Consider the following 20,500-nt stretch of genomic DNA (forward strand, 5'->3'; position numbering starts at 1 on the left):
TGTAATGAATGCAGGGGGACAAGTGCATGAGAAGTGATCTGATCGCCCGCTACACGATCGGCGAGCCGGTCTATGAGAACGAGTTCATCGTCTATCCGGCCCAAGACAAGCGGATGGACCATGCGGTCTTCATCGTCGCGCCCGATACGGCGCTGAAACTGGACAAGGCTCGTTTCGAGCGGGTCTGGACCTCCATCAACGAGGCCAAATCGCTGACGGCGCGCCGCTTCGTCGAAATCGAGGACCTCATTCCGCCGTCGCCGGAAGACGACAATTTCTATATTGTCGAGAAGCGGCCGTCGAAAACGCTGCACCAATATCTCGACGAAACGGAGATGGTGGCCTACGAGCGCGCCGTCGAGATCGGCCGCCACATCCTCGAGGGGCTGGCGACGCTGCACGGCGCCGGTTATGCCCACAATGCCCTGACGGACCAGTGCATCTATGTCTCCGAGGATTATTCCGGCCTGTCGGTGCGGATCGGTAACCTGCACCTGATCTCGAAGATCGGCGAGCACATCATCCCGCCCTATGTGCCGGAATTCGGCGCGCCGGAGATCTATGCCAGCGGTACTTTTTCCGCCTCCGCCGCGCTCGACATCTACGCCATGGGCATGATCGCCTACAAGCTGTTCCTGCCGCGGCAGACCTACGCCAGCGTCTTCGACAGCGTCATGGTCTGGGAAGACGAGCACCAGCGCGAGCAGAGCTGGAAGAACATCCATCTCGATCCTTCCAATATCTTTCCCCGCCTCGACGTGCTGATTCCGGGCTTTCCCGAAGGTCTTGCAAGCCTGGTGGAAAGGATGCTGAGCCGCGACCCCTCCGCGCGACCGCGCACGGGCGCCGATGCGCTCGGCGAATTTGCGCGCGTGACGACAGGCATCCAGCCGATGTCGTGGGATCCGCGCGGCAGCATGCAGCAGCAGCCGGACGCCCCGAAACCGAAAAAGTGGACGCCTGTCAAAATCTCCATGATCGCAGCATTGCTGCTGATCTGCATCGGCGTCGGCGTCGTCACCATCCCCAAGCTGCTGGCCCCGGATCCGAAGCTCGTCGCCGACGTCGGCACCTGGAAGAAGGAGGCCGAAAGCCGCAAACAGAAGGCGATTGCCGCCAAGGCGCCGGAGCGCCCGGCTAATGACCAGGCAAAGCTATCCTATGACACCGGCGCATCGGCCCTGACATCGGCCGATGCCCTGCTCAAGGACGAAGATTACGAAAAGGCACTTCCGGGATTCCAGACGGCGGCCATCAATCTCGGCAATGCGCTGATCGGCATCTCGAAGGAGAATGCCGAGAAAGCGAGGGCTGCCGCTTCGGCCGCAGGCGGCGACAAGGCGCCGGATTTTGCCGAGGCCGACGTCAAGATGAAGTCTGCTGCCGATGCCGCCACCGCAAAGCAGATGCATGCTGCGGTCGGCGCCTATGACGCGTCGAAAACGACGTTTGACGATCTCGCCAAGGCGCTCACCGCGCTGGCGGCGGCCGAAAAGGACGCGGCGGCAAAGCGCGAAACCGTCAATCGCATCGGCGCCGGCGATAGCCCCGACGTTGCCAAGGCGAGCGGGCTGATGACCGAGGCCAAGGCCAAGGCCGAACAATGGCAGATGCCGGCCGCGACGTCAGGTTATGGCGACGCCGCCAAACTGTTCGACGCCGTCATCGCCGACGTCATGGCGGCGAAGGACGAGGCGACGGCGCTGAAGCAGAAAGTCACCGATCTCCACGCCTCGATCGCCACCCGCGCCGGTGCTGCCGATCCGACGCTTGCGGCACTCGCCCCGAAGATCGGCGAGGCCGACGGCCGCTACACCGCGGAGGCCTATAAGCTCGCGATCGCAGCGTACCAGCCGATCCTTGCCGATCTCGAGGCGCTATCGGCACGCGGCTTCTGCCCGGTTTCGCAGACGGTTGCCTTCGAGACCGTCCCAGCGGGAAACTATTCGCTGGAGAATGTCCGGCTGATGACCTCGTCGATGAAGGAGCTCGGCGGCATGCTTGGCGTCGCCAATGGCGCCGTGAAGGTCGACAAATCCTTCTGCATGCAGTCGAAGGCCGTCACCCGGGCGCAGATGGCGGAATATTACACCGCCAATTCCGATCCAGCCGCAGCCCAGGCCTATGCCGACAATCCGCAGCAGCCGGCCGACGACGTGCCGCTTGCAGAGGCGCAGAACTATACGGCCTGGCTGTCGAAGCAGCTGAACGCGCCCGTTCACCTGCCGTCGGCGACGGAATGGATGGCGAGCGCGGCGAAGATCCCGCCGGAAAAACTGCCCGACAACGGCGATATCATCCTGCAATGGAGCGCCACCCCCTGCGAAGCCGGCGGCAATGTCGCCTTCATGGCGCAGGAGGGCTCGACCTTCGTGGTCTGCTCCGACGCGTCGGCCGGCGGTATCTTCCGGGTTACTGCAGAATTGCGGTGAGCGCGGCGAAAAATGGGGCCGAATAGGGCAGTTTGCGCGCCGTTTCTGCTTCATTCGGCAGCTCGCGCTCAAGCCGCATCATTCGACAAATTTCAATTCCAAATTACAAAATACGCGCGTATATTGAACGTGGGGACTGCGGTATCCGTGCCTTGAGGGGTCGAGGACAATGTGCTGGAATACATCATCAGCATTCACGCCGGTTGGGTTTGCCTTGCGAGGTCCGGCATCTCGCAAGATCGTATGGACGTTGGGCGACGCGGCCCGTCTCCTGATCAACGACTGGCCGTGCGATGACGGCGAGGAATACGTGGCTGCCGTGAAAGCCTGCGTCGACGCATTGAGCGGGAAGATTGCTCCGGAACAATTCCGGGAAGCGCTTCTGCGCGCGGCCGATGAGGCGGGCATCGCTGCTCTGTCGCTCGTCAGGCAGGGAGTTGGAGAGCGACGGCCGGACCTGCCATCAAGCGCGCAAAGATAGTCCGGATTTCGAGGGCTAACCGCCTTTCGCCGTCACGTTTGCTCCAGTTGCAAACATCGTGGCGTCGCAAACTTTTTCTATTTCTCCGGCGATTTGATCACGAAGCACCTCTCCAAATGAAGCCCGCCAGCGTCAGGCTCGTCTGCCCCTTCTGGCAAGCATTCATTCTGAGCAAAAAGGAGGCACCAGTTGCAACTGAGTCTGGAGCTATTTGCCGAAGCGCCTGAGACATCGATTGATTTCTATCGGAGGGTTCTCGGCTTTGCGAGCCGGGGCTCGTCGAGCACCGAATACACGATGTTGAAAAACGGTGACGCAATGATCGCGATCAATTCGCGCAGCGTCCTTTCGACCGATCATCCGCTAAGGATCGATACCGGCCAGAGTGCTGGCCTCGGCGTCGAGATCGTCTTGAAGGTCGCTGACGTCGAGGGTGCCTATCGCACAGCGAAAAAGAGCGGCTGGCCGGTCTCCGATCTTGCTGTACAGCCTTGGGGGTTGCGTGACTTTCGTCTTGTCGATCCTGACGGCTATTATGTCAGAGTGACCAGTTTGCCATGAGCAATAATGGACTGGTCCACGTCATTGGACATTTTGCTACGGAACGAACGCCATCCAATAGATTATCCGCCAGCCCCTAAGACCTGCGCAAAGTCCGACAATAGCGCCGACAGGCACGAACATGAGCACGCCTAGTATCCCAGCGAGTTGATAGCCCAACCAGCCGCCAATGATCAGCCCCAAGGTGCTAATGGCCAGGTTCAATGTCCGCAACGGACCTAAAGCAGGTGATGGCCCTGAGCACCTTCAGGCCAGCACCACGGTTGATCGAAGACAGGATACAGGGTCACGGCTTGATCTCCGTGACGTGCAGAGAGAGATTATTGGATGCGATTGAAGCCCCCGTTACGGCTCGCGGCCTGCCGCGCATTCCTGGACGGCATCCAAAGCAAAGCCTTTGTCGTCATCCTGGCACTTCTTACGACCAATTGGCCTCTTTCCATGGGCGTTTCCGCGTTTGTAACGACCGCATTCGCCGAGTCTGACCGGGGCCAGACATTGCCGCCGCTTCCCGGCATCATCGCGACCGACAGCCTAACGATAGCAACAGCCGAACGACCGGCCAGCGGGCTCTGGATTACGTGTTCAGAAGGACGGCAAATCAGGCTCGCGTTGAATACGCGCCTGCCTATCGAGGAGGAATTCGCACGCAATGGAACTCGTCCCGAGGAGCGAACACACCTCATCATTCTCGCTGAAAACATACGAACGGTACAGGCCATCAAACACGCGCCCCACATGCTCTTCCGGCAGGCGACGTGGCGTCGCGATGGCGAAAACGACGTCGTGTTGACGCCACCGTTATCGGTTGAAGAGGCTAGCCTGCTATCCCAGGCATTTTTGCCCGCACCCCCCGCTGTCGTAAGAATAGACATCGCGGAAACCGGGACGGAAATGCGCGGTACTGCTGATGGTCGAGCAATCGCCGAGTTCACCAGACGCTGCCTCGAAAGCCCGTGATCTCCTTCTTCGACAGTCTAAACACACGGTCGGCTCCGACTTTGAGATAAAGGTCATCGCCAGTGTCCCGGCAACTCCTTGACATCGCCACCGGCTCGCGCGGCCACGATGATGAACAAGCACATCAGTATGCCAGCGAGCAGCGCTCCAAGACCGGCAATCAGCGCCGCGCCGGCGGCTTCACCGCGGCCCGCCGCTGCAGCGCGAAGCGCGCGGCCGAGCAGTTGACGTCGGGAACGAGATCGTAGGTCTGCTGGTAGAGGGTCTGCGCCAGCGTATTGTTGCCGCGGTTTTCCGAGGCAAGGGCTGCGAGCGCCGTGCGTTTGTAGGCCTCGACGATCGGTTCGGCTGCCTTGGCCAGCGCGGCGTCGTCTGACGGCTCGGCTGCCAGCGAAAGGGCGGCATAGGTTGCGTCGCCATCCCTGCCGACACGGCCGCCGACGGCGCCGTTGAAGCTGGCCTCCGAAACCTGACGCATGCGCCGGGCGTTCTTGATGCATGTCGGAATGCGGGCGGCTTCCGCATTGATGCGTTCTGCCGTCGGGCCACCCTCCGCGCTGCCGCTGTCGGAGAGGATCACGTAGCCGATGATGCCGACGATGGCGAGATAGGCGACACCCATGCCGGCGAGGAAGGCCGGCTGCTTAAGCAGCGACTTCTTCGGCTTGTCGTCACCTGCCTTGGATGCCTCCTTCTTCGGCGCCTCCTTGGCAGCAGCTTTGACGACGAATTGGAATTCAACGTCCTTGCCGAGACGGAAGCTGTCGCCGGCTTTCAGCGAGGCCGTCTGCAACAGCGCTTCGCCGCGCAGCATGATCGGGTTCAGCCCCATGCGGCGAATGATGAAGCCGCCATCGCTCTGCCGCTCGATGCGCGCATGGATCGGCGCCAGGAACGGATCGTCGACGACGATATCGGCGTTAGAAGCCCGGCCGATCGACATTTCGGGCCGGTCGAGCACATGGCTGCGGCTCTGGCCGCCGGGACCGGTCTGCAGAAGGCTAGGCTTGTTTCCGCGAAAGAAGGAAAAGACCATGATCAGAACATCCCACTCGACATCATCTCGACAATTGCAGGCGCCAGCACCAGAAGCAGGATCGATACGACAATCATCATCGCCGGCATGACGATCTTGGCTTTCAGCTTTTCACTGGCCCTGTCGGCCTTTTCCCAGCGGCGGAAGCGCAGGTCGCGCGCATGTTCGCGCAACAGTTCGACGCGGTTGCTGCCCTCGACTTCGCCCTGGATCACGGCGCGGATGACGCGGATGACTTCCTCGGCGGTCATGCGCCGCTCCAGGCGCTGCAGCGCCTCGATCATGCCGGTTCCGAGCGCCACGTCCTTCAGCGTCTGTTCGATCTCCTCGCTCATGACTGTGCCGGGTGCGGCTTCGGCATAAAGCCTCAGGCTTTCCGGCAGCGTCGCCTGCGCCTGCTGCGTCATGACGACGAGATCGAGAAAGTAGGGAAATTCCCGCGAGATTCGTTCCTTGCGGTCCTGCGCCTTGTCGTCGGCGACAACCCAGAAATAGATCGCGGGGATCAGGCCGAGGATCAGCCCGGCCACGAGCCCGCCGATGACGCTGCCGCTGGCGATGCCGAACAGCAGGCCGAGCAGGACGAAACCGAAAAGGCTCAAAACAACGAGCAGCGCGATATATTCCCGCCCCGTGACGCCGCCGAAAGGCCGGCCGCCATAGATCAGCTTCTGCTCGAGCTGCGCGCCGTAGTCGGCCAGCAGCGGCTCGAAATGCGTCAGCACGAATTCGACCGGCGTGCGCATGCCGATGCTGTCGACGATATTCGGCGGCGGACCATCGCCGCCCGCGGTCCGGCGCACCACCTGAATGCTGCCGAGCATATCGCCGATCCACCAGACGAACAGCGCAGCCGTGATGCCGGCAAAGACGATGGTGATCGCGGCGAGGGGTATCTGAGACATCATACCGACACCTTCATCATCGAGCGCATCCAGAAGAAACCGGTCGCATAGAGAATGGCGCCGACGATCGCGATGACGATGCCGATGGCGTTGCCGAACACCTTGTCGATCAGTTCCGGCTGGCCGAAGAAGATCATCAGCATCATGAACAGCGCGCCGCCATTGACGACGCGGAAGTTCATGCGCGCCTGCGACGACGAGGTGGTGATCTTCTGATCGAGCTTCCAGATTTCCTTGAAGGATTTCGACATTTCCGTCAGCGGCTCGGAGATGTCGCCGCCCTGGCGGGCAAAGAGACCGAGGGCTGCGTCAACCATCTTGAAATGCAGGCTCGGCACGTTGCGGCCGTGGCGGTCGAGCGCCTCGACCAGGCCGATGCCGAGCTTCTGTTCGCGGGCAATGCGCTCGAATTCGCGCGAGGCGGGCATCTGGCCGGTATCGGCCACCGCATTGACGGCGATGGCGAGCGGCTTACCGGTGCGCACCGCCGAGACGATCTGGTCGACGGCATAGGGCAGCTGCGATTCGATCTGCAGCCAGCGGCGCTGCAGATAATAACGGATCACGCCCTTGGGCAAGAAGATGGCGACCGGGATTGCGATGACGAAGCCGAAGATCGGCCCGAAGATCAGCGAAATCACGATGAAGACGACGATCGCCGTGATGCCGTAGGCGAGGATCATCGTATAGGGCGGAACGGCATCGCGCCCGAAGACCTGCGCCGCCTCGCTGGCGAGCGCGATGTCACGCTCGGTGGCGCGCAGCAGCGGCGCCGGCCAGCGCACCGGTGCGCCCCAGACGAGCAGCCCCGCCGTTATTGCGCCGAGGGCGACCGTAAAAATCTGCAGAATGCTGATATTCATCGCTTTGCCCTCAGACGAACATGTCCAGTTTTTCGATTTCGCCGTCGTCGTTGAACTCGACGAGCTCGGCGACGAAGCTCGGCAGGTAGCCGGTAAAAGCATGCACGGCCTGGCCGCCGGCGCGGCCGACGAGATTGAAGATCGGCTCGACGATGATGAGGCCGGTATCCGGATCGATGCCGATCACCTCCGATATTTCGGTGACGGCGCGCCGCCCGTTCGCCAAGCGGTTCAACTGCACGACGAGCTCGACGGCGGCAACGATCTGCTGGCGGATCGCCATGACAGGCAGCGAGCTCTGCCCCTGCAGCACCATCACCTCAAGGCGGGTCATCATGTCCTGCGGCGTGTTGGCATGCGCCGTCGTCATCGAGCCGGCATGGCCGGTGTTCATCGCCTGCAGCATGTCGATCGCTTCGGCGCCGCGGCACTCGCCGACGATGATGCGGTCGGGACGCATGCGCAGCGCGTTGCGCACAAGGTCGCGGATGGTGACGCTGGTCTCGGACTCCGCCGTCTTCGGCCGCGATTGCAGGTAGACGACATGAATGCCGTCGAGCTGCAGTTCCGACGTGTCCTCGACGGCAACGACGCGCTCACCAACCGGGATGAATTGCGACAGGCTGTTCAGGAGCGTCGTCTTTCCGGAGCCCGTCCCGCCTGAGACAACGATGTTCTTGCGCGAGCGGACGGCCGCCTCGAGGAAGGCGCGCATCGGCTCGCTCAGCGCACCGGCGGTCACTAGCTTGCTGATGTCGAGCCGCGACTTGCCGCCGAACTTGCGGATGGTCAGGCAGGCGCCCTTGACTGCCAGCGGCGGAATGACGGCGTTGACACGCGAACCATCCGGCATGCGGAAGTCGGCCATCGCCTCGCTCTCGTTGATCGAGCGGTTGGAATCGACGGCGATGCGCTCGATCACCTTCATCAGCTGCCGCTCGTTGGCGAAGGCGAAGGGATAACGCTCCAGCAGACCGAATTTTTCGACATAGATCTCGTCGTAGCGCGTGACCATGATTTCCGAGATGACGTCTAGATCCATCAGCTCGGAGATCGTCCCCCAGCGATACATCAGCTCCTCGATGCTGGAGCGCAGGTGCATATGGGCGATCTCATAGCGATCGCCGGCGTTGAAAAGAGCCTGCCGCGACTGGAAGGCGGCGCTGAACCGCGTATCGAGCTGGGCGAAGTCGGAGCGGGTGGATTCGAAGTTCAGCTTGAGCTGCAAGGCTGATATCAGCGCCTTGCCGACGTCGAACAAGCGGCGATTGTCCTGCTCCTCGCGCGACAGGCTTGCGGCATTCGACGAAGCGTCGCGCCGCCCCGTGCGGGCAATGCGTTTGGCCAGCCAGCGATAGACGGCGTTCTTGATGACGAGGATGACGAGATCCTGCGGTGCAGCGTCGAGCGCCTCCTTGATGAACATGTCGAGGCGCTCGCGGATTCGGTTTCGCGTGTCCTCGCGGCCGAAATCGGCAGATTTCACCAGCCGGTCATATTGCGTGTCCTTCAGCAGGCGCTCGTGGATTTCCATCTGCAGGGCGAGCACACGTTCCTGATCGGGAAACTGCGTGACCGCTTCGGCGGCCGCTGCCGGCTCGACGAGCTCGATCGTGACGTTCGGCACCCAGATCGACATGCCGGCCGAGACCGCAACCGGCGTGCCGGCCCGAAGCGGCTGATCGTCGACGCGCGTCGGGTTGCGGCCGTGATGCTGCACCGACCAGCCCTGGCCCGACTTCCGCAGCACGAATTGCGGCGAGGAGACGTGGCTGCCGCGCAGGCGCACGACGCCCGCGCCGGCAGGCAGCGTCAGCGTACTGCTTTCGCCGACGAAATAGGTCTCGTTCGCCGAGAGCGGGATCACCTCCCGGCCACTGCCGTCCTCATAGGAAATCTTCAACAGCATGGCTCATTCCCCCGCGGCGGTCACATGCGCGTCCAGTTGATGCTCGGCAGGTCCTCGACGGTATTGTCGGCCGGATTGCGCAGCACGAGGTTCAGGCTGCCGTTCGACTGGCCCATGGCAAAAATCAGCATTTCAGCTTCCGACGGCGTCACTTCGACGGTCACATTGTTGTAGGTGCTGTTGGCCTTGGTGACCGCACCCTCCGCCGTCGTCGCCGCGCCGACGGCCAGAACCTTGACATTCTGCAGGAAGGTGCGGGTGACGACGCGGGTGCGCGAGCTTATGCCGAGTTTATAATCCTGCGCCTGTTTGCGGTAGGCGTTGACGTCGTTCTCGTCTGCGCCGGGATATTGGGTGAGGTAGTTCTTCAGCATCTGCTCGACGGGCGACTGCGGCTGGGCTGGAGCCTGCGGCTGTCCTGCTGTGGCCGGCGCCTGACCAGGGACGGCAGGCTGGCCTGGCACGGCAGCGGGCTGGCCAGGGGCCCCCGGTTGGGCCGCTGCGGCCGGCGCCACGGGCTCGACCGGTTCGTCGACCGTGCCGATGATATCGACATAGCTGCCTGGCTCGACGAAATGGCCGACGGCCGCGGCTGCGTTGACGGGAAGGGTCAGCGCCCGCTTACCCGGCGCGATCATCGTCGTAAGGCGTCCGCCGTCGGTATCGTCGAAATACTGGAAGAGCAGCACGGAGCCGGCCGGAATATCGGCGGCAGCCGTCCTGTCCTTCAGCCATTCCTGATAGGCGCTGGCGGCAGGCACCGCGAGTTTGGCGAGCGCCCCGAAGCTTTCCGGCAGCATCACCGGCTCGGCAAGCATGTCGGGCGTGATCGCCTGTCCTCGCGTGACCTTCCTGTCGGGCTGGAGCCGCATGAAGGCATAGGCCGTCTGCTCGTTCTTGACGCTCTCGGTCCAGAAGTAGAGCAGAACGCCGGTGATTAGCCCGACGATGACAGCCGCGATGAGCTTCCAATTCATGGTGTTATTCCCCCTACGAAGGGTTGCCTGATTTGAATGACCTCGACGGTTCGGCCGTCGGTTTTGCTGCGAGTGTAAAGAACATTGGCCTCGACGCTGCCGCGCCGGCCATAAAGCGCGGTGACCCCGCCGCGCTGCGCTGGCGGCGTCTCGATGGTGAAGCCGTCGCGGGCAAGCAGATCGGCGCGCTGATCGGACCAGCGCACGGCCGACAGCGTACCTTTCGACACGACCGTGCGTGACGTGTGGCCCTTGTCGCGATCGCCGATATCGCTCAGCACCTCGACACCGGCCGGCGGACGCAGCGACTGCGGCAGCTTGGTGACATCGGCAGGTGCTGCAAAGGCCGGCAGCGTCGAGGCAACATCGTCGAAGCGGCTCATCAGCACCTCGGTCATCGGCGCATCGGCCGGCCTGCGGATCATGATCGTGACGCCCGGGATGGGCGCTCTCGCCGAAGAATTTGAAGGGTCCTGCCGTCTGAGATAATCGAGGGCAGCCTCGCCGTCGCCGTCGAAGAATCGCACCACCACGGCGAGATCGTCGCGGATGCGGCTCGTCTTCGGGACGATCAGCATGTTGGCGGCAATGACGGCGGTCAGTTCTTCCTTGTCGTTGCTTTTCGGCAGGGCGGGCCTTGTATTGACGGCCAGTACCCGCAGCCACTCGTCGGTGATATCGGAAATGCTGCGATCGCTCTGATAGGGCGTGAATTCAAGCGGTTGGCCGTTGATGACGAGATCGCGCGGCGCCCGCTCCGGCGCGCCGAGGATGCCGGCCAGCATCGAATTCAGCGTCACCCTCAAATCCTTATAGATCTCGGCGCGAACAGGTGTCGCCATGGCGGCGGCAAGCCCGATGACAAGCACCAAACCGGTGTGATAGCCGGCGAGACGAAAGGAGATGCGCGAGCCCTGTCTCATCTTATTTCGCTCCCGGAAAGACGCCGTCGAACAGATCGCCGGAATCGTCGGCCACGCCACGGATTTCCCGGCGCAGGGTCGGATCGTAGCCTCGGCGCGTGGTATCGTTGTTGTGGGAGGCAAACAGTGTCGAGTCATCCACCGTGAACGCGTCCTTCCAGCGAAGGCTCCTGATCGTATCGAGATCGTCGGAATCCCTGAACTTGTAGACCCGGTCGGCCGTCGCGGTGACGAGCTGCGGCTTCTCATTGGCGAGGTCGCCGACCATGTCGCCGAAATCGCGGCCGTCGCTCTTCCAGGTCTTCTGTACGTCGTCCCAGACAAAGGTGCGCTGCGGGTCGCCGCCGCCTTCATGCGATGGTGTGCGTGAGCAGCTCATGGCGTCGCGTCCGGGCAGTGCCGGCAAGGCCGGTATCGGGAAGACGTTCGAGAAATCCGACGTGCAGGACAGGCCGTTCGCCTCGGCGAAGGCGGCGTTGCGCATTGCAACCATTGTTCCGACCTTCTTGGTGGAAATCTTGTTCGCATGAATGACGAAAATCACGATCAGCAAGATAACAGGCGCGGCGAGCACGAATTCGATCGAGGCGAGACCGCGCCTGTCGCGGTGCAGCCGCATCAGCAGCCCGCGGCCCGGAGGACCATCCATAGGCTCAGTGTGTGTTGATGGCAGCCCAGGCATTGGTTCCTCCCTGATCGAAGACGCGGGTCAGGCCGGTAAAGCTATCGGCCGCCGGGCTCTGCTTGATGGTGTTGGAAACTTGGCCGATATCGTCGGCGAGTGTCGCGGGGGCAAGCGATGCCAGCCAGTCCTGGGTGTAGAGGTCGAAGGCCGTGTAGTTGTGGACCCAGCTCTGCGCCAAGGCGTAGGCGGACGGTGTCTTGTCCTTGAAGATGCGGATCTGCAGCCTGGCGCGCGGGGCGCGGGAAACGATGGCTAGCGTCTGGTAGTCGTCGAGCTGCTCGCCGCCGAAGGGCGTGAAGTTAAACGGTATGCGTCCTTTCAGCCAGTAAGGCTTCGGGAAGGAGATGACAGGCAGGGGAGCACCCGCCACGGAAATCGCGCCACCGGCTGGGCCGCAGACCTGATTCCAGATCATGTCGAACTTGCGGGTGAAATCGTTCTCGTCTTTTGTCTGCTTGTCGGAATAGCGCGGCGGTACGTCGATCGGCAGCTGGAAGGGGTTCACGATGCCGAACTCGATGCCGAAGAGTTCCTCGGCGATATAGAAGCTGCCATCGAGCAGCAATTCCTGCCACCAGCTGAGATCGCCAAATTGCTCGATGATTGCCTTGAACGGGACCTTGCTCAGATAGGCCGGGCCGAAGGCTTCATAAAAGATGTAGAAGTCCACTAAAGCATCGTCGATGCCGCTCTCGTGATTGACCCAGTCGCGGATATGGCTGCCGTCGACGCCGCCCGCGGTCAACGGGCCCTTGCCATTGGGGAAGCCACGTTTGGCAAACTCGCCGCGCATGAGGAGCGGATCCTGCCCTTGCGTGCCCTTGCTCATCGCCAGGCACATTTCAGCATAGGCCGCAGCGGGATTGATGCCGTCGCGATCGACCGGCAGGTTGCCGCCGGCGCCCTCTCCGGCGTCGTTGCAGGATTCGCACGGCGGGTGGAAGACGACATGATCCGACTTGTTCAGGCGCACCAGATGCAGGGCTTCGTTGCCCACGCGCTGAGGAAAGCTCTCGACGAGGTAGTCGTTGAGGTCGTTCATGGCGTCGATAATGTCGCTGGACTTTTCGATAAGGCCCCATGGATCATAATCGAGCTGTGCTTTTACCGTATATGCAAGCGCCTTGGTGGCTCCTATCGCGCGGACCCCCTGGAATGCCAGGCAAGCACCGTAGATGATGCCACCGACGATCGGGACCTTTTGCCAGCCCGGGCAATAGGGCATCGGAGGCATCGGCGGCAAAAGGGATGCCGGCCCGAAGCCTTCAGTAAAAGAATATTGGGCGAGTTTTGCCAGAATGGCGGTAGAGCGCAGGGCAAGCTCCGCCGTCGTCAGCTGGAAGGCGACTGACGTCGCCATGACGACGGTTGCCTGCGAGGAGGCGACGTTGTTCATCGCCATAATGTTGAGATAGCGGGCTTCCCAGTCGGCGTGGACGAGAGCAGCAGCGTCGGCTGTGTCTTGCGTGCGCTGCTTGTCGTAGATCATCTGTCCCGTATTCAGGATCCAGACGATCATCAGGGCGAGCGCGATCGTCATGTAGAGAATGATCGGTGACAGGAAGCCGCGTTCGTCGCGGTGCAGGCGCTTGATGAGGGTCAGTGTCATAGCAGGTTCACCTCCGCCGTAGAGATCGTGTAGTAGCGGCCGTCCTTCCTCTGGCCGCGGGCAAAGACCCAGCCGGCATATTCGAGCAGCAGGAAGCGCGCTTCCACCTTGGCGGTGACCGGCACATGCGGCGAGCGGTTGATGGCGGCATAGATCGCCATCGGCGCGCGGTCGACGGTCACGGTGACGTTCTGCGGGTCGAACATATAACGGGCCTGGTTGCGCATCGCGCGCCAGTTCTTCGACAGGCCCGAGGCATCGGCAAGGCTTTTCAGCGCATCTTCCGGCGGCTGGCAGGCACCGACGCATTTCAGCTGGTCGTAGGGTGCGGCCGGGATCAGCGCCAGGCGGGCGGCAAGATCGGCCTTGCCGGCGGCAGCATCGTCGTCGCACGTCCTGGCGTCGATCAAGCTCCGGATGGTGATCGGCAGGGCCGGACAGAAATAGACACGGGCGCTGCGCGCCGCCGCATAGGCGGCATAGTGGGTGAAGAGGTGGTTCTTGGCCAGGATGGTGAACTGGAAGACCACGAACATGAAGAAGACGAAGACGGGTGTCACGAGAACGAAATCCATCATCGTCGTGCTGCCGGAGATGTCGCCGTGCAGCTCCGATATCCGGCGCCGGCGGGCGGAAAGCCGCGGCAGCAGCAGCAGCGAGGCAAGCAGCATCATGGCGATCGCGAAGGTACCGAGGAGCGCGCCGTGATCCTGAGGGACCCAGAAGGTCCGCGAGTGCAGGATCGAACTCCAGAAGGCACCGTCGAAGATGGGGCGTTCGAGTTCAGCGCGCATTGCCGTTACCTCACGAGTGAAAAAGGGGTGAAATCGGGCATGAAAAGGCACCAGAGAAGTCCGAGAGCAGCGGCAACGCCGAAGCGGACCGTGTGTTGGGTTTCGCGCGGCTTCAGCACCGAAGCGGCATCGCGGAAACCGGCAGGCAGGAGAAGCGCAAACAGCCCGACCGTTCGGGCCAGCACGCTCCACTGAACGCGCCGCGCCATGGAGAAAACGGCGATCACGCCACCGGCCATCAGCGAGGCAAGTGTGACGTCGATGGCGGGCCAGAGGCCGAGAATGGCGCCGAGCGCCGCCATCAGCTTGACGTCGCCGCCGCCGCAGCTTCCGGCTGCGAAGGCGATGATGAAGATCAGGCCGGCTGCAAGGAGGCCTGCGAAGGCAAGCCCTATTCCTGCGAGACCGCCGCTGATTGCCGCCAACATGAACCCGCCAAGCAGGCAGGGGTAGGTGACGGCGTTCGGGATATGACCGTGGCGATGGTCGAGCACCGCCGCGGTCATGGTGCAGGCGACGGCAAGAGCCGCCGCCGCAGGCATCAGGGTCAGATCATAGGTCGTATCCATGATCCCGATCCGCTTATTGACCCGGCTCAGGAATTCTCTCGGCATCCGAGAGCGCCGTGTTCTTTTCGTTGAACCATTCGCCGATCTGTTTGCCGAAGGCGAGCAGGATCAGCATCAGCGGAATGACGATCAGGGCGACCGCCAGGACGATCTGGGCCATGTCGCCGCGTTCGTCCTTGTGAAGTGCAATTGCGAGAGTCTTGAGTTTACCAAACATGTGATTACTCCTCATTCTCAGGTTTGTTTCGGTTCGAAGCCGTGGTGAAGATGAACCAAGCATACGCCATCGATCCGAACGAGCATGTTGCTCGATCCAATGATTTTTTCTGCTTCAGCTTATCTTCCCCGGCGGCCAACGTTTGTTGAGCAACACCATTAAGACCCAAGAGTGCGCCCAAGGCCAGCCCTCCGTCAAGCAAACGAAACGAAGGGTTCCAATTGTCTTGGAGGCATCGCCGGAAAAATCGCAGTTGACGACGGATTCTCTTAACTAAGCTTTTGAACAGGCTGCAGTTTTACATGCGAAGAGGAAGTTTTTGATGGTTCTTCGCGGCTTCGTCTACTGCTCCATAATTGGTCAATTCTTTCAAAGCGATAGAAGAAACGGCGTACTGCGATCAGAATCACTGCCTGCGCGACGCCCGACCATGGTGTTGTTTGATGATCTGGATTAAGCTTTCCCAAAATGGTGGGTACCGCCCGCCAGTCGATCCGGAGAGAAAACGATGGAAACGATGAGCAGCATCTTAATACTTGCATTGGTCCTCATTCCATTGATGATGTTCTTTCCCACCGCGGTTCAGATGATGGCGACACTGTTCGGCATGAGCACGGTCCTGGTCGGGATGCCGCTCTGATGAAAGCCGTTTCCGACGACGCTGCCGAACAGGCAACCTTCCAGGTCCTGACCCGGGCGCTGGACAAGCTGCTCGGGCCGATCCGTTTTCTCCTCGATGATCCGAGCGTGTCCGAAATCCTGATCAACGGCACATCCGACATCTTCGTCGAAAGGCGAGGCAAGCTCGAACGCGCCGATACGCGCTTCGCCAGCCGCGAAGACCTGGAATCGGCCGCGCGCAGCATCGCGCAGTTCTCAGGCAAGCGGCTGACGCCGGAGGAGCCGAGCGTCGAGGCGCGTTTGCCGGATGGTTCGCGCGTGCAGATGATCCAGCCGCCCGCCTCCCGCACCGGGCTTTGCATCTCCATTCGCCGCTTTCTGAAAGAACATCGCAGCATCCGCGATCTCGTCACCCAGGGCAGCCTGACCGACCAGTCGCTGACGCTGCTGCAGGCGGCCGTCGGGCTGCAGAAAAACGTGATCATCTCCGGCGGCACCGGCACCGGCAAGACGACGATGCTGAACGCGCTGTCGGAAGCCTTTGCCGACCACGAGCGCATCATCGTCATCGAGGACACGTCGGAACTGCAGATCCGCAAGGAACACGTCGTCTATCTCGAAGTGACCAAGCCCGACCGTTTCGGCCGCGGCGGCGCCAGCATCCGCGACCTCTTCCGCTCGTCGCTGCGCATGCGGCCGGACCGGGTCATCGTCGGCGAGTGCCGCGGCGGCGAGGCGCTCGATATGATCCAGGCGATGACATCAGGCCACAGCGGCAGCCTTTCGACGGTACATGCGAACACGCCCTATGACTCCCTGCACCGGCTGGAAACGCTGGCGCTGATGTCTGATATCGACATGCCGCTTCGGCCGCTGCGCGCCCAGATCGCCTCGGCGGTCGACGTCGTCGTGCAGATCGCCCGCTTCAAGCGCACCGGAAGGCGCCGGGTGATCGAGATCTCCGAGATCAAGGGCCTGAACAATGACGGCCAGTATATCGTCGAAAGCATCTACAAGCTCGAGGGCGACGGACATTCCAATCCCGATGGCGCGCTGCTGTGGACCGGTGTCGTGCCGAGCTTCGCCGCCGATGCGGTGGAAGAGCTGCAAAGCGCCGAGCGCCCCGAATGGGTCGGTGCCGCCGCGCTGCATACAGCTTAAAACGATCGAAACCCGCCTCTATCGGACGCCATCCTTTTCGGCGCTCGCCGCCATATGGGTGAGATCGTCCCAGAGGCTTTCGGCAAAACTGCGCAGGACCGTGAGTTCGAAGCTGTCATCGCCGGTGCGGACGATCTGCACGGAGAGATGACCGACGATCGTCATGGCCGAATGGCCTTCCGGAAAGGCCGAAGGATCGAGATCGACGGCGGTCCCCCTTGAGAGAAGTGCCCGCGAAGAACGGCCGGAAACGCCGATCCGCACGCGCCCGTGGCTCTGGTCCATGACGAAGGCCTTGCCCGCAAGCGCTGCCGCGAGAGCATCGAGGCTGGCGGGCACGAGCGGTTCGTCGCCGGCGACGAACCATTGGCGGAAACCCGCCTGGCGGATCGAACTTTGCGCAAAGCCTGCTTTCACCAATTCCGTGGCGAGCGCGGTGGGCTCGATCGCGCCGAGCACATGCAGGAGATGGCCCTCCGGCAAGGCTTCCAGCCGGACGCCCGCCCCTGAGATGCCGTTATATGCCATGCCGGCAAGAACCGGTTTGTGCTGCGGAAGATCACGCATGGAGCTTCTCGTTTTCGGGATCGATGAAGACGGGATGGCAGAGCACCGCATCGGTGATTTCGTTGCGCAGGCCGTTCCAGACCGTCACCTTTTCACCGATGCGCTCCGGCCCACGCCTGACGAGCGCCAGGCCGATCGTATGGCCGAGCCCCGGCGAAAACGCGCTTGAGGTGACGTAGCCCTGGTCGTTCTCGAGCGTCGCCGCAGCACCCTCGGCAAGAATACGCGAGCCGGTGCGGAAGCCGGTTGCCGGATTAAGCGGCTTGACGCCGACGAGGCGGGGCCGCTCGGGATCCTGCAGCCCTTCGCGGGCAAGCATTGCCTTGCCGATGAAATCCGGCTTGGTTGATGAAACCATGCGGCCGAAGCCGAGGTCACCAGGTGTTACCGTGCCGTTGATCTCGGCATGGGTGACATGGCCCTTTTCGATGCGCATGACGCCGAGCGCTTCGGCGCCGTAGGCGCAGATGCCATGTTTCTCGCCCGCGGCCATGACCGCATCAGCAACGCCTTCCCCGTAGCCGGCGGGTACTGCCAGCTCGTAGGCAAGTTCGCCGGAGAAGGAGATCCGGAAGAGCCGGCCTTCAAGTTGGCCGCCGAACAGGGAGACCTTGCGGGCGCTCATGAAGGGGAAGGCCGCATCCGACAAATCCTCGTCGACGATCTCCTGGAGAATGGTACGCGACTTCGGCCCGGCGACGGCCATCTGCGCCCATTGATCGGTCGAGGAGGCAAAGCAGACGTCGAGTTCCGGCCAGATCGTCTGGGCGCAGAATTCGAGATGGGTCAGCACGCCGGCGGCAAGCGCCGTCGTCGTCGTCATGAAGAAATGCTCGTCACTGAACCGGCTGGTGGTGCCGTCATCATAGATGAAGCTGTCCTCACGCAGCATGATGCCGTAACGCGCCTTGCCGACGGCGAGCTTGGCGAAGCCGTTGCAATAGATGCGATCGAAGAAGGTCGCGGCATCCTTGCCAAAGATTTCGATCTTGCCGAGGGTCGAGACATCGCAGAGGCCGGCATTCTTCCGGATGTTCAGCACCTCGCGGTCGACGCTTTGGCGCCACGTCGCCTCGCCGGCGCGCGGAAACCAGGCGGAACGGTACCAGAGGCCGGTTTCGACGAAGACCGCGCCGTTCTTCTCGGCCCAGCCATGCAGCGGCGATTTGCGCGCCGGCTGGAAATGTTTGCCGCGCGACGTCCCGGTCAAAGCGCCGAAGGAAACCGGCGTATAGAAGGGCCGGAACGTTGTCGTTCCCACCTCGGCGGGCGAGACGCCGCGCGCCTCGGCAAGGATGCCGATGGCGTTGATGTTGGAAAGCTTGCCCTGGTCGGTCGCCATGCCTGATGTCGTGTAACGCTTGGCGAGTTCGACATGGCCGTAGCCTTCGCGGACAGCGAGGCCTAGATCTTTGAGATGCACGTCGTTCTGGTAATCGACGAAGGCCTTGCCCTTCGAACCCTTCACCGACCAGAGCGACTTTGCCTGTGCAGCCGTCTCGGACGCCTCGCCAAAGGCCGGCTCCGCCGTTGCGAAACCGATCGCCTTCAACGCGGCAACTGCCTTTGCGGCGCCATCGCCGAGGCAGGTCGCGGTTTGCGCCATGCCGGCAGCCGAGCCGGCAACGGTCAGACCTTCCTGCTGGACGGGCGCAAGAAACGCCGAGGCCTCATGCGACCATTGCGGCTTCGCGCCGCGATGACAGGCAAGATGAATGATGGGGCTCCAGCCGCCTGACATGGCAAGCGCATCCGCTTCGATACGGCGGGTGCCGTCTGCGGTCTTGACGTTGACGCCGCGCAGGCTCTTGCCGCCAAACGCATCGATGACCCTGGCACCCTCCAGCACTTCGGCGCGGCCCTGCCAACTCCCACCTCCATCCCCGCGGCTGTCGACGATCGCCGCGACCGCGAGGCCGGCGGCCTCGAGATCGGCGGCGGTGCGATATCCGGCGTCGTTGGTGGTGAAGATGACAGTGCTTCTGCCGGGTGCGACCGCCTGTCGATTGAGATAGCTGCGCATCGCGCCTGCCATCATCACACCGGGAATATCGTTGCCGCCGAAGACGAGCGGACGCTCCTCGGCGCCGGTTGCAAGGATCGCCTGGCGGGCGACGATGCGCCACAACCGTTCGACGGGGCGTTCCGGGTCGGGTATCGCCACGTGCTTCTGCACCCGTTCGACCGCGCCGAAGACATTGTCATCGTACCAGCCGAACACCGTCATGCGCGGCAGGCGGCGCACATTCTCCAGGCTCGCCAGTTCGGCAAGCAGCTCACCCAGAAGCGCGTCATCCTCGCCGTCGATGGTGCCGCTGTCGGAAAGCAGGCTGCCGCCGAGTTCGGATCCCTCGTCGGCGAGGATGACGCGCGCACCGGCGCGGCCGGCAGTGAGCGCTGCGGCAAGACCGGCAGGGCCGGCGCCGATCACCAGCAGATCGCAATGCGCCCAGCATTTCTCGTAAGTGTCGGGATCGGCTTCGTAGGAGGCTCTGCCGAGGCCGGCCGCCTTACGGATCACCGGCTCGTAGAGCTTTTCCCAGAGGGCCGCCGGCCACATGAAGGTCTTGTAGTAGAAACCGGCGCTGAGGAAGGGCGACAGCAGTCCGTTGACCGCGCCGACATCGAAGCCGAGCGAGGGCCAGCGGTTCTGACTCTTTGCCGTCAGCCCATGGTAAAGCTCGATCATCGTCGCGCGCGTATTCGGTTCGGTGCGCCCGCCGCTGCCTGTCGTCACCAGCGCGTTCGGTTCGGCAGCCCCCGCCGTCAGAATGCCGCGCGGGCGATGATATTTGAAACTGCGGCCGACGAGTTGGACGCCGTTGGCAAGCAGCGCCGAGGCGAGTGTGTCGCCCGGATGGCCCTCAAGAGGCTTGCCGTCGAAGGTGAAACCGAGCGAAGCAGTGCGGTCGATGCGGCCGCCGGAAGAAAGACGGAAGCTCGTCATGCCGGTTCTCCGCCGAGCTTGGAGAGGGCGGCATCCCTGACGCCGTGGACCGCATGGGTGACGGTATCCCGTTCGACGATCAGCCAGCGGCGGCATCCGGAGGAATGGTGCCAGTATTCGCTGTGCCGGCCCCGCGGATTGTCGCGCAGATAGACATAATCGTACCAGGCCTCCGCACCGGCATCCGGCGCCGGCCGAGCAAGGCCGGCATCGCCGCGGATCGAGAACTCCTCCTTCGGTCGGACGCCGCAATGAGGACAGGAAATCAGGCTTGCCATCGTCA

19 protein-coding genes are annotated in these 20,500 nt (G+C 62.5%); 5 read left to right on the forward strand and 14 right to left on the reverse strand.

What is annotated here, in order from left to right:
* The first annotated feature begins 26 nt into the window (after window positions 1-26).
* From HFO71_RS28015 to HFO71_RS28030, 4 genes are all read left to right on the forward strand, one after another.
* Window positions 27-2,432, forward strand: coding sequence for a protein kinase domain-containing protein (locus HFO71_RS28015; RefSeq protein ID WP_221988702.1), 2,406 nt, complete (start codon window positions 27-29; stop codon window positions 2,430-2,432).
* 169 nt (window positions 2,433-2,601) lie between these two features.
* On the forward strand, window positions 2,602-2,913 hold the full coding sequence (locus HFO71_RS28020) for a DUF982 domain-containing protein (protein ID WP_011655309.1): 312 nt from the start codon (window positions 2,602-2,604) through the stop codon (window positions 2,911-2,913).
* Between the two features lie 189 nt (window positions 2,914-3,102).
* A complete protein-coding gene (locus HFO71_RS28025; protein ID WP_131640626.1) occupies window positions 3,103-3,474 on the forward strand; it encodes a VOC family protein in 372 nt (123 codons plus the stop codon).
* Window positions 3,475-3,801: 327 nt separating this feature from the next.
* Window positions 3,802-4,434, forward strand: a complete 633-nt coding sequence (locus HFO71_RS28030) for a hypothetical protein (RefSeq protein ID WP_077980018.1) — start codon at window positions 3,802-3,804, stop codon at window positions 4,432-4,434.
* A gap of 160 nt (window positions 4,435-4,594) precedes the next feature.
* Here HFO71_RS28030 and HFO71_RS28035 read toward each other — a convergent pair whose 3' ends face one another.
* From HFO71_RS28035 to HFO71_RS28085, 11 genes are read right to left on the reverse strand one after another with little or no spacing between them, the layout of a single operon-like run.
* The gene (locus HFO71_RS28035; protein WP_077980019.1) at window positions 4,595-5,470 is read right to left on the reverse strand and encodes an FHA domain-containing protein; all 876 of its coding nucleotides are present in this window, start codon (window positions 5,468-5,470) and stop codon (window positions 4,595-4,597) included.
* A gap of 2 nt (window positions 5,471-5,472) precedes the next feature.
* Window positions 5,473-6,378, reverse strand: a complete 906-nt coding sequence (locus tag HFO71_RS28040; RefSeq protein ID WP_077980020.1) for a type II secretion system F family protein — start codon at window positions 6,376-6,378, stop codon at window positions 5,473-5,475.
* The gene (locus tag HFO71_RS28045) at window positions 6,375-7,238 is read right to left on the reverse strand and encodes a type II secretion system F family protein (RefSeq protein ID WP_077980021.1); all 864 of its coding nucleotides are present in this window, start codon (window positions 7,236-7,238) and stop codon (window positions 6,375-6,377) included. The genes HFO71_RS28040 and HFO71_RS28045 overlap by 4 nt, the downstream gene beginning before the upstream one ends.
* Window positions 7,239-7,248: 10 nt before the next feature.
* Window positions 7,249-9,147 carry a TadA family conjugal transfer-associated ATPase gene (locus HFO71_RS28050; protein ID WP_003548183.1) on the reverse strand — a complete coding sequence of 633 codons (1,899 nt, stop codon included), beginning with the start codon at window positions 9,145-9,147 and terminating at the stop codon, window positions 7,249-7,251.
* A gap of 20 nt (window positions 9,148-9,167) precedes the next feature.
* Window positions 9,168-10,124 (reverse strand): Flp pilus assembly protein CpaB, encoded by a 957-nt coding sequence (gene cpaB / locus HFO71_RS28055; protein ID WP_077980022.1) that lies wholly within the window; start codon window positions 10,122-10,124, stop codon window positions 9,168-9,170.
* The gene (locus tag HFO71_RS28060; protein WP_077980023.1) at window positions 10,121-11,047 is read right to left on the reverse strand and encodes a hypothetical protein; all 927 of its coding nucleotides are present in this window, start codon (window positions 11,045-11,047) and stop codon (window positions 10,121-10,123) included. The genes cpaB and HFO71_RS28060 overlap by 4 nt, the downstream gene beginning before the upstream one ends.
* Window position 11,048: 1 nt before the next feature.
* Window positions 11,049-11,729 (reverse strand): TadE/TadG family type IV pilus assembly protein, encoded by a 681-nt coding sequence (locus tag HFO71_RS28065; RefSeq protein WP_077980024.1) that lies wholly within the window; start codon window positions 11,727-11,729, stop codon window positions 11,049-11,051.
* Window positions 11,701-13,341: a TadE/TadG family type IV pilus assembly protein gene (locus tag HFO71_RS28070; RefSeq protein WP_077980025.1), complete on the reverse strand. Its 1,641-nt coding sequence runs from the start codon at window positions 13,339-13,341 to the stop codon at window positions 11,701-11,703. Before HFO71_RS28070 ends, HFO71_RS28065 begins: the two co-directional genes overlap by 29 nt.
* Window positions 13,338-14,135, reverse strand: a complete 798-nt coding sequence (locus tag HFO71_RS28075) for a TadE/TadG family type IV pilus assembly protein (RefSeq protein WP_025397620.1) — start codon at window positions 14,133-14,135, stop codon at window positions 13,338-13,340. The genes HFO71_RS28070 and HFO71_RS28075 overlap by 4 nt, the downstream gene beginning before the upstream one ends.
* 5 nt (window positions 14,136-14,140) lie before the next feature.
* Window positions 14,141-14,704, reverse strand: a complete 564-nt coding sequence (locus tag HFO71_RS28080) for an A24 family peptidase (protein WP_221988703.1) — start codon at window positions 14,702-14,704, stop codon at window positions 14,141-14,143.
* Between the two features lie 13 nt (window positions 14,705-14,717).
* The gene (locus HFO71_RS28085) at window positions 14,718-14,921 is read right to left on the reverse strand and encodes a hypothetical protein (protein WP_003548168.1); all 204 of its coding nucleotides are present in this window, start codon (window positions 14,919-14,921) and stop codon (window positions 14,718-14,720) included.
* A 468-nt stretch (window positions 14,922-15,389) separates the two neighbouring features.
* Between HFO71_RS28085 and HFO71_RS28090 the strand changes: the two genes are divergently transcribed.
* A complete protein-coding gene (locus HFO71_RS28090) occupies window positions 15,390-16,703 on the forward strand; it encodes a TadA family conjugal transfer-associated ATPase (RefSeq protein ID WP_245006995.1) in 1,314 nt (437 codons plus the stop codon).
* An 18-nt stretch (window positions 16,704-16,721) separates the two neighbouring features.
* Here the strand turns inward: HFO71_RS28090 and HFO71_RS28095 are convergent, their stop codons facing one another.
* Genes HFO71_RS28095 through HFO71_RS28105 form a run of 3 tightly spaced genes read right to left on the reverse strand, consistent with a single transcriptional unit; the run spans window position 16,722 to window position 20,495 of the window.
* On the reverse strand, window positions 16,722-17,270 hold the full coding sequence (locus tag HFO71_RS28095) for a sarcosine oxidase subunit gamma family protein (RefSeq protein WP_221988704.1): 549 nt from the start codon (window positions 17,268-17,270) through the stop codon (window positions 16,722-16,724).
* Window positions 17,263-20,217: a sarcosine oxidase subunit alpha family protein gene (locus HFO71_RS28100; RefSeq protein WP_221988705.1), complete on the reverse strand. Its 2,955-nt coding sequence runs from the start codon at window positions 20,215-20,217 to the stop codon at window positions 17,263-17,265. Before HFO71_RS28100 ends, HFO71_RS28095 begins: the two co-directional genes overlap by 8 nt.
* Window positions 20,214-20,495 carry a sarcosine oxidase subunit delta gene (locus HFO71_RS28105; protein WP_131640619.1) on the reverse strand — a complete coding sequence of 94 codons (282 nt, stop codon included), beginning with the start codon at window positions 20,493-20,495 and terminating at the stop codon, window positions 20,214-20,216. Before HFO71_RS28105 ends, HFO71_RS28100 begins: the two co-directional genes overlap by 4 nt.
* Window positions 20,496-20,500 lie beyond the last annotated feature (5 nt).

The sequence above is a fragment of the Rhizobium laguerreae genome (assembly GCF_019778565.1).
Classification (GTDB): domain Bacteria; phylum Pseudomonadota; class Alphaproteobacteria; order Rhizobiales; family Rhizobiaceae; genus Rhizobium; species Rhizobium laguerreae.

Bases quoted from the DNA above. Each gene is read 5' to 3' on its own strand.
- HFO71_RS28015 (WP_221988702.1), top strand. From the start codon at position 27: ATGAGAAGTGATCTGATCGCCCGCTACACGATCGGCGAGCCGGTCTAT.
- HFO71_RS28020 (WP_011655309.1), top strand. From the start codon at position 2,602: ATGTGCTGGAATACATCATCAGCATTCACGCCGGTTGGGTTTGCCTTG.
- HFO71_RS28030 (WP_077980018.1), top strand. From the start codon at position 3,802: ATGCGATTGAAGCCCCCGTTACGGCTCGCGGCCTGCCGCGCATTCCTG.
- HFO71_RS28035 (WP_077980019.1), bottom strand. From the start codon at position 5,470: ATGGTCTTTTCCTTCTTTCGCGGAAACAAGCCTAGCCTTCTGCAGACC.
- HFO71_RS28040 (WP_077980020.1), bottom strand. From the start codon at position 6,378: ATGATGTCTCAGATACCCCTCGCCGCGATCACCATCGTCTTTGCCGGC.
- HFO71_RS28045 (WP_077980021.1), bottom strand. From the start codon at position 7,238: ATGAATATCAGCATTCTGCAGATTTTTACGGTCGCCCTCGGCGCAATA.
- HFO71_RS28050 (WP_003548183.1), bottom strand. From the start codon at position 9,147: ATGCTGTTGAAGATTTCCTATGAGGACGGCAGTGGCCGGGAGGTGATC.
- cpaB (WP_077980022.1), bottom strand. From the start codon at position 10,124: ATGAATTGGAAGCTCATCGCGGCTGTCATCGTCGGGCTAATCACCGGC.
- HFO71_RS28060 (WP_077980023.1), bottom strand. From the start codon at position 11,047: ATGAGACAGGGCTCGCGCATCTCCTTTCGTCTCGCCGGCTATCACACC.
- HFO71_RS28065 (WP_077980024.1), bottom strand. From the start codon at position 11,729: ATGCCTGGGCTGCCATCAACACACACTGAGCCTATGGATGGTCCTCCG.
- HFO71_RS28070 (WP_077980025.1), bottom strand. From the start codon at position 13,341: ATGACACTGACCCTCATCAAGCGCCTGCACCGCGACGAACGCGGCTTC.
- HFO71_RS28075 (WP_025397620.1), bottom strand. From the start codon at position 14,135: ATGCGCGCTGAACTCGAACGCCCCATCTTCGACGGTGCCTTCTGGAGT.
- HFO71_RS28080 (WP_221988703.1), bottom strand. From the start codon at position 14,704: ATGGATACGACCTATGATCTGACCCTGATGCCTGCGGCGGCGGCTCTT.
- HFO71_RS28085 (WP_003548168.1), bottom strand. From the start codon at position 14,921: ATGTTTGGTAAACTCAAGACTCTCGCAATTGCACTTCACAAGGACGAA.
- HFO71_RS28090 (WP_245006995.1), top strand. From the start codon at position 15,390: ATGGTGGGTACCGCCCGCCAGTCGATCCGGAGAGAAAACGATGGAAAC.
- HFO71_RS28095 (WP_221988704.1), bottom strand. From the start codon at position 17,270: ATGCGTGATCTTCCGCAGCACAAACCGGTTCTTGCCGGCATGGCATAT.
- HFO71_RS28100 (WP_221988705.1), bottom strand. From the start codon at position 20,217: ATGACGAGCTTCCGTCTTTCTTCCGGCGGCCGCATCGACCGCACTGCT.
- HFO71_RS28105 (WP_131640619.1), bottom strand. From the start codon at position 20,495: ATGGCAAGCCTGATTTCCTGTCCTCATTGCGGCGTCCGACCGAAGGAG.